General features: G+C 41.4%; 12 protein-coding genes. 4 read left to right on the top strand and 8 right to left on the bottom strand.

What is annotated here, in order from left to right:
• A complete protein-coding gene (folD, locus tag EHR06_RS11935) occupies positions 1 to 855 on the bottom strand; it encodes a bifunctional methylenetetrahydrofolate dehydrogenase/methenyltetrahydrofolate cyclohydrolase FolD (RefSeq protein WP_135757210.1) in 855 nt (284 codons plus the stop codon).
• 80 nt (positions 856 to 935) lie between these two features.
• Here folD and asnS point away from each other — a divergent pair, with 80 nt between their 5' ends.
• Positions 936 to 2243 carry an asparagine--tRNA ligase gene (gene asnS, locus EHR06_RS11940; protein WP_135757211.1) on the top strand — a complete coding sequence of 436 codons (1308 nt, stop codon included), beginning with the start codon at positions 936 to 938 and terminating at the stop codon, positions 2241 to 2243.
• Positions 2244 to 2394: 151 nt separating this feature from the next.
• Entirely contained in the window at positions 2395 to 3189 is a 795-nt protein-coding gene (locus EHR06_RS11945) for a tetratricopeptide repeat protein (protein WP_135757212.1), read from the top strand.
• Here EHR06_RS11945 and EHR06_RS11950 read toward each other — a convergent pair.
• From EHR06_RS11950 to EHR06_RS11960, 3 genes are read right to left on the bottom strand one after another with little or no spacing between them, the layout of a single operon-like run.
• Positions 3158 to 4021: a hypothetical protein gene (locus tag EHR06_RS11950; protein ID WP_135757213.1), complete on the bottom strand. Its 864-nt coding sequence runs from the start codon at positions 4019 to 4021 to the stop codon at positions 3158 to 3160. The genes EHR06_RS11945 and EHR06_RS11950 overlap by 32 nt on opposite strands.
• Positions 4018 to 6015 carry an ATP-dependent DNA helicase gene (locus EHR06_RS11955; RefSeq protein WP_135757214.1) on the bottom strand — a complete coding sequence of 666 codons (1998 nt, stop codon included), beginning with the start codon at positions 6013 to 6015 and terminating at the stop codon, positions 4018 to 4020. Before EHR06_RS11955 ends, EHR06_RS11950 begins: the two co-directional genes overlap by 4 nt.
• 4 nt (positions 6016 to 6019) lie before the next feature.
• The gene (locus tag EHR06_RS11960; protein ID WP_135757215.1) at positions 6020 to 7828 is read right to left on the bottom strand and encodes a sodium-dependent transporter; all 1809 of its coding nucleotides are present in this window, start codon (positions 7826 to 7828) and stop codon (positions 6020 to 6022) included.
• Between the two features lie 233 nt (positions 7829 to 8061).
• On the opposite strand from EHR06_RS11960, the gene clpB reads away from it, so the two are divergent.
• Positions 8062 to 10629, top strand: coding sequence for an ATP-dependent chaperone ClpB (gene clpB / locus EHR06_RS11965; RefSeq protein WP_135757216.1), 2568 nt, complete (start codon positions 8062 to 8064; stop codon positions 10627 to 10629).
• A 114-nt stretch (positions 10630 to 10743) separates the two neighbouring features.
• Here the strand turns inward: clpB and EHR06_RS11970 are convergent, their stop codons facing one another.
• The 4 genes from EHR06_RS11970 to EHR06_RS11985 all read right to left on the bottom strand — a co-directional run bounded on the left by EHR06_RS11970 (position 10744) and on the right by EHR06_RS11985 (position 14134).
• Positions 10744 to 11151, bottom strand: a complete 408-nt coding sequence (locus tag EHR06_RS11970; RefSeq protein ID WP_010515694.1) for a helix-turn-helix domain-containing protein — start codon at positions 11149 to 11151, stop codon at positions 10744 to 10746.
• Between the two features lie 336 nt (positions 11152 to 11487).
• Entirely contained in the window at positions 11488 to 13023 is a 1536-nt protein-coding gene (locus EHR06_RS11975) for an LIC12015 family putative lipoprotein (RefSeq protein WP_135757217.1), read from the bottom strand.
• Positions 13024 to 13063: 40 nt separating this feature from the next.
• Positions 13064 to 13411 (bottom strand): hypothetical protein, encoded by a 348-nt coding sequence (locus tag EHR06_RS11980; RefSeq protein WP_086448955.1) that lies wholly within the window; start codon positions 13409 to 13411, stop codon positions 13064 to 13066.
• Positions 13412 to 13429: 18 nt separating this feature from the next.
• Entirely contained in the window at positions 13430 to 14134 is a 705-nt protein-coding gene (locus EHR06_RS11985) for a hypothetical protein (RefSeq protein ID WP_135757218.1), read from the bottom strand.
• Between the two features lie 44 nt (positions 14135 to 14178).
• Between EHR06_RS11985 and EHR06_RS11990 the strand changes: the two genes are divergently transcribed.
• Positions 14179 to 14529 carry an STAS domain-containing protein gene (locus EHR06_RS11990; RefSeq protein ID WP_008590048.1) on the top strand — a complete coding sequence of 117 codons (351 nt, stop codon included), beginning with the start codon at positions 14179 to 14181 and terminating at the stop codon, positions 14527 to 14529.
• The last annotated feature ends 21 nt before the right edge of the window (positions 14530 to 14550 follow it).

Below are 14550 nucleotides of genomic sequence, written 5' to 3' on the forward strand. Positions count from 1 at the left end.
TCATTTCAACGGGGGTGTAAAGTGATCTTTTGCGGAATACAATGTCTGTAGAAGAAGGACTGAAATTGTCATAGGCCCTACACCTCCCGGAACAGGAGTATAATGAGAGGATTTTTCCCATGCCTTGGAAATTTCGATATCTCCTAGGTTTCCTGCGTTATAACCGGCATCCAATAATACCGCTCCCGGTTTGATCCAATCCGATTTGATAAATTCAGGTTTTCCGACAGCACCCACAACTATATCCGCTTGGGAAACGATTTCCGGTAGGTTTTGGGTTCTGGAATGACAGAGGGTGACCGTTGCATTCATTTCCGTAAGAAGCATCGCCATAGGTTTTCCCAAAATAGGAGAACGTCCTACAACCACGGCTCTTTTTCCTGCTGGGTCAATTCCGTATTCTTTTAGAAGAAGAACCATACCGTACGGAGTGCAAGGAAGATAAGTTTCCACACCCATAGACAATTTCCCGAAGGATAATGTAGTAACTCCGTCCACATCCTTCTTCAAATCGATCCGATCGAAAGCTGCTCTTTCGTCTATCTGAGGAGGGGTAGGATGTTGTAAAAGAATTCCGTGGGTATCCGGATCCGCGTTCAGTCGATCGATGACTGCAAGTAATTCCTGGGTAGTAGTAGTTTCAGGAAGTTCGATTTTTTCGGAGATCATTCCCACTGCATGACAGGACTTGACTTTCATATTTACGTAAGTGGCAGAAGCAGGATCGCTCCCGACCAGGATAGTCGCGAGTTTCGGGGGTTTTTTTCCGGAAGCCGTAAGAGTTTTGATCTCTTCGGCGATAGAATCTTTTATCTTTTGGGAAAGTTTTTTGCCATCCAGTAAAATCGCAGTCATGGGTTCAGGATTTAGCTTCCGGTCCCGATGTCATCCGAAAATAATCCTTTTCAGTCGGGTAGAATGCTTAAAATAGGATCATGTCCGAAGTTTCCACCATTGACCTAAATCGTTTGCCGGAACATGTAAACCAAACCGTACGTATCCAAGGTTGGGTCCACGGTTTGAGAGGATCTAACGCCAGACAATTTTTAAGTCTGAGAAATTCCGGAAAAATCCTACAGGTGCTCGCAGAAAAAGAAATTTTGGGAGAAGATCTGTTCTCGGAGATCAAACACCTAAAACAGGAAACTTCAGTAGAAGTGATCGGTAAATTAGTGGAAAATGAAAAGTCTCCCATAGGATTCGAACTGGTACTTTCTTCTTTCAAGAAGGTGGGGGAATCCGAGAATTATCCGATCACACCCAAAGAACACGGAATAGACTTCTTACTTTCCCAAAGACATCTTTGGTTACGTTCCAGTAAGCAGCTTGCTATCATAAAGGTTAGAAGTGAACTTTCTTACCAGATCCGAAAATATTTCCACAGCAACCAATTCACATTGATAGATACACCTATCCTAACGGGTTCCATAGGAGAATCTGCAGGAACATTATTCTCTACGGAATATTTCGATCTTGGAAATGCGTATCTAGCACAAACAGGACAATTGTACTTAGAGACTGCGATATTCGCGCATAATAAAGTGTACTGTTACGGACCTACATTCAGAGCGGAGAAGAGCAAAACCAGAAGACATTTAACTGAATTCTGGATGGTGGAAGCGGAAACAGCATTTTTAACACATGCAGAAAATCTAAAATTGCAGGAGGATTTTGTAAAAACAGTCATCAAAGAAACTGTTTCTTCCTGTTTGCCTGAACTAAAAGTTTTGGAAAGAGACCCGGCACCTCTATTAGATTATATCTCCAAACCATTCGCTCTTATAGATTATAAAGAAGCTTTGGAATATCTACAATCCCAGAAAGAAGATATAACCTGGGGGGATGATATCAATTCCGAAAGAGAACAGATGCTTTGCCAAAAATTCGGTGGGCCTGTTTTTATCCAAAAATATCCAAGAGAAGCAAAAGCATTCTATATGAAGGTCAACCCTGAGGACCCAAGGACAGTGCTTAACGCGGACCTGATCGCTCCGGACGGAGTGGGAGAGATCATAGGCGGTTCCGAAAGGGAAGAAAGTTACGAAAATATCACTAAAAGACTCCAGGAAGAAAATTTGCCTGTGGAATCCTATGAGTGGTATTTGGAACTTAGAAAATACGGCTCCGTTCCTCATTCTGGATTCGGCCTCGGAACAGAAAGGCTGATTGCCTGGATCTGCGGACTACAACATGTCCGGGAATGTATTCCTTACCCTCGTATGATGGAAAGATTGTATCCTTAAAACGATCTCACGCAGAGCCGCGAAGGCGCAAAGAAAGGACTTTTATTCCTTTAGTACTATTTAAAAACTCTCAGCGTCTCTGTGCCTCTGCGTGAGAAAAAAAGTCTAGAAAAAAAGCCAGAGCAACCGATACCAAAAATAGAGGTATCGTATGGCTAAAAGTTCCGCCCTTTCCACACAGCTTTCCTTGGAAGAGTCCGCTTGGGAACTCTTTGAAACGGGAGCGTACGAGGAAGTATCCAAACTAGCGGAGAAGAATCCGAAAAACGTGTTCTTAAATCATTTAAGAGCGGTTTGCGAATTCGAAACGGAAACGAATACCGCCAATAATTTTCCTTTAGAAGGAAAAACGGTCCTTACACCTTTGCTCGGCGCATATCTGCATAAAGCAAAAGGAAATGCTAAAGAGGCCGCGGTATTATTTCACGAATACTTCAAGGCATCTTCCAGTCCGGTATCTTATTCTATCTTAACCACCGGGATCAAGGCATGCGAAGAAGTGGGGGCCCACAAAGCATGTGCGGATCTAATCCAGAGATACAAGGCTCTTTGGTCGGACGGATATTTTTCCAAACTGGAATTTTTCTCCCTGTATCATTTAAGAAAATTCGAAGAAGCTCTTAAAGTTTTCAAAGAAAATTCGGAGAACTTAAAAGAAGACAGAGATGTTCTGGCAGCTTTAGGATTATGTTTTGTTCATATAGGAAGATTCGAAGACGCTCGTAATATTCTAGAAAAACTTCCCGGTGCGGGAGAGATCCCTTCTTATGAAGATAAGGTGACAGAGTATTCAGATAGGATCAAAAATATCCCTAAATACGAAGCTAGAAAAAAAGAACTTTCTAGAACGGAACTCTTAGATCTGGGATACGCGTATCTATTCTCAGAGTCTTATAAGAAAGCGGAAGAAGTTTTTACTTCTCTGGTTTCCCTAGAATCACGATAACTCTTCCTTTCAAAAGAGCCTCCCTGGATTTAGGGGAGGCCAGGACCTTCTCCGCATCTTCGTTGGAGATCACAAGGTCAGCTCCCAATTTTCCGGAAACACCTAACGCAGTAGTCAAAAGTGGTTTATAACCGGAGACTTCTTCCTTCATTGCGTCCTGCATTTTAGAAAAATAGCGGATATATCCGTAATTCACGATGGAACTTTTTTTAACGAATAACGGAGAATAGATCCCGATCCCGTCTTCGTCCCTGATCTCCGAAAATAATGCAGGCACAACGTCTAAATGCCTTGCATCTACTATAAGACCCGTATAAGGATCCGCAGGGTTATGGATCGGATGAGCTTCCGGAAAATTTTCGGAAGAATAGGGAAGAGTGATATGAGATAGAATTCCCTTTTTACCTTTTAAAGAAAGAATTCCTGTAGCGATCAAATGATTTCCTTTGAATCGGTTATGGATCTCGATAGGTTCCTTCTCGTAGATCTCTTGGAAAATTTCCCTAAAAGATTCGTCTTGTGCTATTTTTTCGCGAAGAAGAAGATTGGAATCCAACTTTAGATTTTCCATACTTCTATATAAATATTTCTTAATCTCTTCTTTAGCGGTTTCTTTTGCGATGTTCCTGGCCTCAGTGATATTTTTTGCGGTCCCGATCTTATTATAATCCGGATCATCCGGATGAAATGCGATCTTAGGAAGTTTTACTTCCACGGTTTTACTGATCTCTCCGGTTCTCCAATTTATGATCGTTTCCGTTTTGTCCTTGGACTCCCATGCAAAAATGGAAATTCCAGAGATCAAAAAGAATGCCAGAAATTTAAGTTTCATACCGCTTCTCCGGAAGAGTAATTGGGAAGTTTAGAATATTCTAATTTTAATTGGTTCCACTCGGTGATCCTTTTTGCAGGAGGAAGAGAATTGATCAGATCCGTTCCATACGACTTGGTCCAGATACGAGAATCCAATAAACTTACGATCCCTGTGTCTTTTTCGGAACGGATCAGCCTTCCAAAACCTTGTTTCAGAACAGTGGTCGCATAAGGAAGTTGAAGATCTTTGAAAGGATTCCCACCTTTCTCTTTCAATTTTTCACTTCTTGCCTCAAGCACCGGATCGTTAGGAGGTTGGAACGGAAGTTTAGTCAGGATCACTGATCTGAGTTTATCACCTCTGATATCCACTCCCTGCCAGAAGGAAGATACTCCGAAAAGTACCGCATCCTTTTCCGCTAAAAAACGGTTTTTAGCCGCTTCCGGTCCCATTTCTAGTTGAGAGATGATAGGTAGATCCGTAAGAGGTCTAATCGTTTCTATAATTTCATTCAAGGATTTATTAGAAGTAAATAAAACGAATGCTCCACCTTTTGTGAGTTCTATCAGTTTTAAAATATAACGAGAAAGATCCGCAGCATTTCTTTCTGCAGATTCAGTTGCGTCTTTTATATCCTTAGGCAAAAACAAAAGTGCATTTTTCTCATAAGGAAAAGGAGAAGCAACAAGCTTGGATTTAGAAGGTAATCTTCCGATCCGGTCCGCAAAATAACTTAGATCACCTTTATTGGTGGAAAGTGTAGCGGAAGTGAAAACTATACTTTCAGTTCTGGGCTCTAAAACTTCTCTGAGTATCGTTTCGGATTTTAAAGGTTGGGTCAGAAGTTTAGGGAACATCTCCTTCGTTCTAGTATTCGGAGGATCCGCCCAATACACTCTTTCTCCCTCATCCATCGTACGGAAAAGATGTAAACCTTCTGCGATCTGTCCGATCCGTCCCGAAGACATTTCGATCTCGAGTGCGATCTCTTTTTCTTCCAGATCGTCACTTTCTTTAGAATATTTTTTTAATTCTAAAAGAAGAGCTTCTTGCAAAGAATCTAATGCCGCTTCTAATTCCCCTCCGTCCATTTTTAACGGCCTGCGAATTCTTTGGGAACCGTAGAAATTGAGAGGAAGTTCTCCCACCACCTTGTTAAAACAAAGGAAAAGTTTTTCTCCTGCAAGATTGGTAAGATCGTTTATCTTAGGAGAATTGAGTCTCGCACCTAAGCCCGATTTTTTTTGGGAATTCCAAACACCTTGTAATAGTTTTTGGATCTCTAAAGAAGATAATTCAATTCTAAATGCGTTCCCTAAAACTTCCGGAAAATTATGGGCCTCATCTACTACGATCTTTTTGAAGTCCGGCAGAATATTAAAATCGGATGCAATATGTGCTGCGAGCAAGGAATGATTTACGATCAGCAAATTGGACTTCTGCCATTTAGCCCTTTCTAAAAAATAAAAAGAATGGGAGAAGTTAGGGCAGCTTCTTCCTAAACAAGAATCTGCTTCCCTTGTTACCTTAGACCAAAAATCGGGAGAGGCATATCCGTCATATTCCTGCCTTCTTCCTGATCCGGAATTAGAGACCCAGTCCTTAAAAGAATTCAAATGTTCCATCATCTCGGGACCGAATGTTCCCTGGGTCAGAACATTTCCCAATTTTCTTTTGCAGACGTAGTTAGAAGCACCCATTGCAATTTCCGCTTTCACTTCTTGTCCCAAAATTTGAGAAACAAGAGGGATATCTTTTCGGATCAATTGGTCTTGGAGAGCTTTTGTTTCCGTGGAGATGACTACGATCTCCTCATCTTCCAATGCGCTGATCGCGGCGGGGATAAGATAAGCCAATGATTTTCCTACACCTGTTCCCGCTTCCACGATCAGATGTTCCGAACTTGCAAATGCTTGTTCTACACTATTCGCCATTTGGATCTGGCCTGATCTGGATTCGAAATCAGGCCAGAGTTTGGAAAGTTTTTTGAATTGTTCTTCTACTCTGCTCAAATGATTACGCTTCCCTGGTGCGGAAAAGTTTGATCACACAATATAAGGATAGAAGGGTTACGAGTCCCAAAGAAACCCACATGATGAGTGCACCATCCAAAGTTAATTCAGGAGAAACAGATCCGAATGCTTCCTTGATAGACCCGGTTTCCTTGTAAGGAAATATATTCATAAAGAATGCCAGGATCAGTATAAAACTTCCCAAAAAGATTGGTAGCACTTTGTTCGTGGATTTGTCCTTGGATTCTTCTTTGCCTTTTAGGCTAAAATGTACAAGAATGTAAACGAGTGCGAATACCGCTATAATTGCCAGAAATACATAACGGGAGATCAATGCTTGGAATTTCGCTTCTTCTGCACTTATGCCCGCGCCTGCATTAGCGATCACCCAATCCACATCCATCTTATTGATATAAGATCCCAGGTTTTGGTAGAGAAACATTCCAAATACGATCAGTAAAAATGCAGGTGTAACGTATTGGATCACCCACCAGAAAAACTTAGGAAGCTGGGCCTGCGCACCCTTATGACCTTCTTCCAAACCTTTTTTAGCTCCGATCACCCAGCCGAAAATTACGATCTGTAAGGTTGCCAAGATATAGATCAGAACCGTTCCTACCCAGAAATCTGCCTGGTCTAAGGCATTGAAATTTTTGTTAAAATACAAGATCGGAAAAGAAAGTCCGAACGTGAAAAGAAAAAGTATAAAACTAGAGGTCCTTCTTCTGATATGAAAAGCTTCTTCTAAAAATACGATCACAGGCTGGAGCATCGTTACGGAAGAGGTGAGTGCCGCTAAGAATAGGACAAAATACCAGATCGCTCCAAAAAACGAACCTCCGGGCATCAATGCAAACACGGAAGGAAGCGCGATAAATCCCATTCCGAATGTTCCGAAGGATGTTGCCGATACTCCTAAAAACAAAAATGCGACAGGAATAGTGATCATTCCACCGAATGCAACTTCTACAAACTCATTTAATGAAGCAGCGGAAACGGAAGACAGAATTACATCGTTCTCTTTTTTGAGATAACTGGAAAATACCAATGCGATCCCGAAACCCGCGGATAAAGTAAAAAATATCTGGCCTGCAGCGGAGATCCAAACCTTAGCCTCTCCCAATGCGGCCCAGTTCGGGTTCCACATCTGAGCGAGTCCTAATTCTATATTATCTAAAGTTAATACTCTAACAAGGACAATTACGGAACAGATTAACATAGAAGGAACTGCGATCTTGGCGAATACTTCCAGACCTTTTGCGATCCCTCTATACACTAAAATAAAGTTCATTAAAAAGCAGGCGAGTGTTGCGTAAAAAATTTTACCTTGGACGGCACTTCCGTTCTCTTTTGCTCCCACCAAAGTATGGAAATGGTTGGAAGAATTTTGGATGAGAGAATTCAGATCCCCGTTCCCTGAATTCAGGCTGATACTTCCTGTCACAAAATCGAAAGCATAAGCAAGACACCATGCTTCCACAAAAACGTAATAGACATATATCAATAAAGGAATGGTAACTCCGATCGTCCCAAGCAGTCTAAGAGGAACACCGGAAAGATAAGCGCGGAATAGATTCGGAAAACTATGACCTTGTTCTCCACCCATTCTTCCCATCACCCATTCGGTGATACAGACTGGGATCCCAACCAGGATAAAACTGATGATATAAGGGAGAAGGAAGGCTCCTCCTCCATTCTGCACTGCTTGTCCCGGAAATCGGAGGAAATTTCCGAGTCCGATCGCTCCTGAGGCAACGGTTAATATGAGTCCAGTGCGGGATTTCCAACTTTCCTTGGGCGGTTCTTTAGTCATCTAGGGTTGTTCCGGCTTTTAGGGATTTCGGACTTAATACCTGTCCGAAAAGGGAATGGCTATAATCCCAGTAAAAGTGTCCCCCTTGTCAAAACGAATTCGGATTTAGAAATGGAAAAAAACGGGACATAATGGAGCTAAAATCCTATCTGACTTTCTGGCAGAAAATTTTAGAAATTTAACTGATGGCCCAGTCTAAGTATTAACTCGAATACAAGTGGATTCGGATAAAAATGAAACTAGATAAGATCACATTAAAATTGAATGAGGCTCTTTCAAGTGCACAAAGCTCTTATGACAAGAACCCGGAGATACAAGAAGAACATATTATTGCTCAGATCTTAAACCAAGGAGATGGATTTGCTCCTCCTTTGTTTTCTAAACTGGGTTTAAATCTGTCCGAGTTCCGACGTAAAACGGAAGAATCCATCGCGAAACTTCCAAGGGTAGAAGGCCAAGAAGACAAAGGATTTTCCAGAGCCGCCGTTTCACTCTTGCAGTCTTCCGACAAGATACGTGCAGAACTGAAGGATGAATATCTTTCTACAGACCATGTTCTCTTGGCATTTTTGAAGAATGGAATATCTTCACTTCGCCAAGAATTCGCCAGATTAGGACTCGATTATCCTAAATTATTAAAAGCAGTATTAGAACTCAGGAAAGGACAACCCATCATGGATGATACTCCGGAAAACAAGGCGGATGCCTTGAAAAAATATGCAAAAAATCTAAATGAGCTGGCTAAACTAGGCAAGCTGGACCCGGTCATCGGAAGGGACGAGGAGATCAGAAGGACCATCCAAGTACTTTCCCGCAGGACTAAAAACAACCCGGTGCTCATCGGAGAACCGGGTGTGGGTAAAACTGCGATCGTAGAGGGACTCGCAGGTAAGATCATCCAAGGAGAAGTTCCGGAAGGGATCAAAACCAAGACAATCTATGCTTTGGATCTGGGTGCGATGATCGCCGGTGCAAAATACAGGGGAGAATTTGAAGAAAGACTAAAAGCCACCCTGGACGAAGTAAAACACAGCGATGGGAATATCATACTATTCATAGATGAGATCCATACACTCGTCGGAGCAGGCGCGCAAGAAGGAGCAATGGATGCTTCTAATATGCTAAAACCGATGCTTGCTCGAGGAGAACTTCGTTGTATAGGTGCAACCACCTTAAAGGAATACCAAAAGTATATCGAAAAGGATGCGGCCTTAGAAAGAAGGTTCCAACCGGTTCATGTAAAAGAACCAAGTGTGGAAGAAACAGTCACTATTCTTCGCGGTTTAAAAGATAGATACGAACTACATCATGGAATTAAAATATTAGATTCCGCGATCGTGGCCGCGGCTAGTTTATCGAATCGTTATATAGCGGATCGTTTCCTTCCTGATAAGGCGGTGGATCTAATAGACGAGGCAAGTTCCAAGATGAGGATAGAAATGGATTCTATGCCGGAAGAATTGGACAAGTTAAGTAAAAAGATACAATCCTTGAAGATAGAAAAGGAAGCTCTAAAAAGAGAAACGGATCCCGCTTCCAAACAGAGAGTGGAGAATATTGCAAAAGAACTTTCGGAACAGGAAGAACTTTTTCGGAACTTAAAAGCCCGTTGGGATCTGGAAAAATCCAAAATTTCCAAAATTAAGGAAATCAAAGAAGAAACGGATAAATACAAGGTTCTTGAAGCGGAAGCAGAAAGGCGAGGAGAGATCAATAGAGTCGCAGAAATTCGTTATGGAAAACTAATAGAACTTTCCAAAGAAATGGAAAAAGCAAACGCGGAACTCAAAAAGATCTCAGGCTCAGGAAGACTTTTAAAAGAAGAAGTAGATGAGGAAGATATCGCAAATATAGTCTCTCGTTGGACCGGAATTCCTGTATCCAAAATGCTCCAAGGAGAGAAGGCGAAACTTCTCAAAATGGAAAATTCATTGAAGATCAAGGTGATCGGTCAGGACCATGCTTTGGAATTATTATCCGAAGCGATCCGTAGATCCAGGGCAGGGATCGCAGATCCGAACCGTCCTATCGGTACTTTCTTATTCTTAGGACCAACAGGTGTCGGTAAAACTGAAACTGCAAAGGCATTGTCCGAGTTCTTATTCGATGATGTGAACGCAATGCTTCGTATAGATATGAGCGAATATATGGAAGCTCATTCCGTATCCAGACTGATAGGAGCTCCTCCGGGTTATATAGGACATGACGAGGGTGGACAATTGACTGAAGCGGTAAGACGCAGGCCTTATTCTGTGATCTTATTCGACGAGGTGGAGAAGGCTCATCCCGAAGTGTTCAATATCTTCTTACAGATATTGGACGAGGGTAGGTTGACCGATTCCAAAGGAAGGAATGTGGACTTTAAGAATACGGTCATCATTCTTACTTCTAATCTAGGCTCCGATGTTTTAGGTTCTACGGAATATTCGGAAGAAGAGAAAGAAAGAATGGTGGACCTAAGGTTGAAAAAACATTTCAAACCTGAGTTCTTAAACCGTTTGGACGAAGTGATCCTATTCAAATCGGTGGATGAGGCGATGATCGCTAAGATCGCAGAACTTCAATTGCAGATCATGGCTAAAAAAGCTGCGGAGAATGGACTAAACGTAAGTTTCACTCCTGCATTGAAAAAACATATCGTGCAGGCCGGTTTTGACCCTGAATACGGGGCAAGGCCTTTGAAAAGACTAGTCCAAAGAGAGATCGGGAACGCTCTCAGTAATTTTATACTGAAGGGTGAATTCAAGGAAGGGCAGAGTATCGTTCTAGATTATTCAGGCGGAACTGTGTCTGTGAAGTAAGAAATAAAAAACCCCGGGTCTATCACAACCTGGGGTTTCACTAAGTACAGCACATAGTAAGGGAAAAAGAATGTGCAGTATTACTTTACGGGAGTTTTACCTCCCGTGTTCGATTTAGAATTCTACTTTATGTAGAAATAATTCCTCTTTTTTCATTTTTAAAACTTTAGAAGCCATGCTCTTGAAATCTTCAGGCGGCTCTAATAGTCCTAACTCCACTTTGGAAAGGAAAGGAGTTGAGACCTTTAATTTTTTAGCCATATCGTATTGTTTGATCCCCAATTCTCTGCGTTTTGCCCAGAGTTTATTGGTAAGTCCTTGGCTGAATTCAGGATAAACCTCTTCTACCGGACTTTCGTTGAATAGTTTATCTAATGTCGTTTTCAAATATTTAGCGCAAGCCTGTCTGAATTTTTCAGTAGGAGCTTGGCTTCCGGTTTCAATTTTGGAAAGGTAGCTAGGGGATACACCCAGAGCCCTTGCCATATCATATTGCTTGATTCCCCGTTTTTTACGGAGCATATAGATGTGGTTGTTCATTCTTTTCCCCTTTTTAACCGTTTTAAAACGACCTTACTTTGCCTCAAGAATAAATTTCCATCATGCCCAACAGGCACTTAAGTATAGAAATTTTTTCCAAAGTGGGCTAATACTAAGAGAGATAAGAATAAGAATCAAGCATTTGAAATCTTATTCTATAAAAAAAGGCCGTTAGACTTATTGTGGATTGTAGAACACGGTCAGTAGCCCGAAGTATAAAGGTCTATAACCTCTTCGGACTACTGAACAGGGATACTCTTGATCTCTTATAACTTAGGAAATAAGTTTATAAGCGTCTTAAGTGCCATTTATTGACTGTTAGATCTTACCTTCTTTCAATCTGCTCGAGTCCAGAATGAATTGGTAATCCGTTTTAAGCTTTTGGGTAAGCTCTCTAACGAAGTTTTGTTTTTTAGCTCGGATCAAATCTTCTTTGATTCTCTCTCTAACCTCGCCGTAAGGCATAGGAGTTCTGTCTTGAGGATTGTTCGGATTTGACTTAGCATAAGAGAACATTTTGGCAGCTTCGTACTGCTCTCTCATCTCCGCTTCTGAAACGGTTACATCGCTTGGAAGTTCTCTTTTGAATACCAAAGGCTGTACAATGTATAGTTTCATTACATTGAACATATCTTGGAAATCCTTAGACTCTAAAGCGTCTTTCAATTCTTTAGAACTATCAGCTATCTTATACCAGATATATTGTTGTCTGAAAAATTGGAGCACATTCGCCTTATCATCTAATTTGGAAGAATCAAGACCGCTTTGTTTTGCCAATTGTTCCAACTCGTTCAAAACGTCTTTGAACTTAACGGTTTCTCCGGTTTTGGTATTGGTCAATAGAACGGATTCATGATTGAAAGTGTTCAGGTTATCTTGAGTGATATTTGCTTTTTCGAAACCTGCATTTTTCACTAATTGTTCTTCTTGCTCGCTGACTGCGCTGAACAAGAATCTCTTTTTCATGAAGTCTTCGTAACGAGGAGCGATATCATCCACTTTTAGATCTAGATAATTACGTTTTACTTCCGCCTTGATTTGGTCGGAAATGTCGGGAGTCTCGATATATTTTTTAGCGAGAACTTTCAATTTTCCGAATTCTTTGGAGAAAAACTTTCCAACTCTGGAAGCGTAGATTGTCTCTACTCTTTCTACTCTTAAAATGAGGAATTTTTTCCTTCTAGGAGCTTTTGGATCCGCTCCCGGAGAAAGTTGGTCGTCGATCTCTTTTAAGATCCATTTTCCTTCGTTCTCTGCAGCTTCTTGGTAAAAAGCGAGGTTAGGATCGTTTCCACAATTCAAACATTGCGGTTCTAATAATCCGCCGACTGCTTTGTAAGCAGGTTGATCCGTATGATCTACCACGTACTGGATAATTTCTTTTTTGCCGGAAAGTTTTTGGATCCCTTCGAAAATACTTTGGGCTCTCTGTCTGGTAACTTCTTCGTCTTTAGGATCGAAAGAGAAAACTGCGATCACTCGTACGAAAGCGAATTTTAATTTACCGACTTGCTCCAACTTCTCCGCTAAATTCCTTTGCAGGAAAGAAGCAGCCATCTGGGGTTTGGAGTATTTTAGAAAAACTGCTAATTCATCTTCGGATACGAGTTTCTTTTCCGTATTGTACAAAGAGATCAATTTGAAAAGACCTAAAGTTTCCAGAAGTTGGGTTTGTTCTTCTTTGGTCGGATGATTCGGTTCCGGTTTGCGGCCGCCTGTATTTAATTGGTAGAAGTTCCTGAGTTCTTTTCTGGTAACTGTTCCTCCTTTGAAAGAGGCTAATACATCCGAGTCCGAATTACACTGAAAGAGTAATGCCGCCAGGAAGGAGAGTACGATTATTTTTTTGTTCATGTTGTTTTATATAACCTGTTCTTTTCGGATCTCGAAAAGACTAGTATTTATGGATGGTCTTTCGGGCAGGTTGCTGCTTCTTACCTTGGATTTCAACGGATATTTCGCGAGTTAGGCGTTTTTCGTTGTCTTGGTAAAGTCCTTCGGCTGCCCTAGCGCCTGAAGGATTGCCGGAAGAATTCCAATCGGATGGAGTTTCCTTTGTCTTCATAGAAAGCATCTCTTGTTTTTGAGAAGAGAGCTTGTCCATCTCCGCTCCAATAGATACTTTTAAAGATTCGGAATAATCCCGGTCTGCTGCAATTCTATCCTTTATCTTGCCTAGTTCGGTCAAGTCCCGATCTATTTCTTCCGTTTTGCGTAAAAGATGTGCCACTTTAATTTTCATGGAATAAGACCTGGAACTTTAAACTTCAGTTCCTGAGTCTAGGCCCCAGGCTGCTTCTTGCAAGTAGGAAAAAAAGAGTCCGCAGGTGAGGATCATCAACTCTTCTCCCGGTTTGGATAGGCATATAAGAAAGAAGAAGGTGGAAAATAAGAGACCGCTAAGAAGATCCTTATTTCCCTTCCAAATGACCCAAAACATTCCTAAAAATAACAATACTGATTTGAATAGGGAAGGTTCTAAACCTGGATGAGCAGGCTCATATAAGATCCAAACACCTGAAAGTAAAACACAAAGTCCTAAAATAATAATACGAACCTGTTTCGGAATGGATAAAATTAGAAATAAGGAAAGCGCCGGGATTAGAAATGGAGAAAGTTCCCTTCTGGAAAAAGAAAGGATACAAGAACCTGCCAATATTAGGACGCCTAAAGTTTCCCTAAACGCAGGAGAACGACTCCCTAAAAAAGAAAATCCACCCGAAGAGATCATACCTGCGAGACTCAAGCAGACTAAATCCAAAATGGATTCAGCGGCTGTTCCGTCCCAAAAGGAAACAGCACATATAGAAGCCGGAAATATTAAAAAATTGAGATTAGGTCTAAGAGTTTTAGAAGAATGGAATTGGGAAAATGCGATCGTAAGACAAAGAACCAAAGAACCTGAGAACGGAAATCCATAGGTTTTGAAAAACAGATAAGCCGAGGTGAAGAATAGAAAAACCATTGTATCTATTATGAAATTCCGGTATCTTGACGAATCGAACCGTTATGATCCTGAACGAGATTATCATCTCAACGGAAAAGATAGACAGCGTTCAAGTTCTGAAACTGCAGGGTTCTATCAACTCCTTTACGGAGAAAAAATTTAAGGATGTGCTTTCCTTGGCGGTTCGCCAGGGACCGGTCATCATGGATATGGAAGACGTACATTTGGTATCCTCTACCGGGGTCCAGGCCTTAAAAGAAGTGAGCCAATCCAGTTTTTCCAGTAAGAACAAACTCGTCCTTGTAAATATCTCCAAAGCAGTGATCAATGTTTTTAAAATGGCCGGCTTAAGCGGATTTTTCCTGATCGCTAACGACGAAGAGGCCGCCTTAAAGATGGCTTCTAAACGCTGATATTCTCGGATCTAAGACGGA

This window comes from Leptospira dzoumogneensis, from assembly GCF_004770895.1.
In the GTDB taxonomy this organism is placed as follows: Bacteria; Spirochaetota; Leptospiria; order Leptospirales; family Leptospiraceae; genus Leptospira_B; species Leptospira_B dzoumogneensis.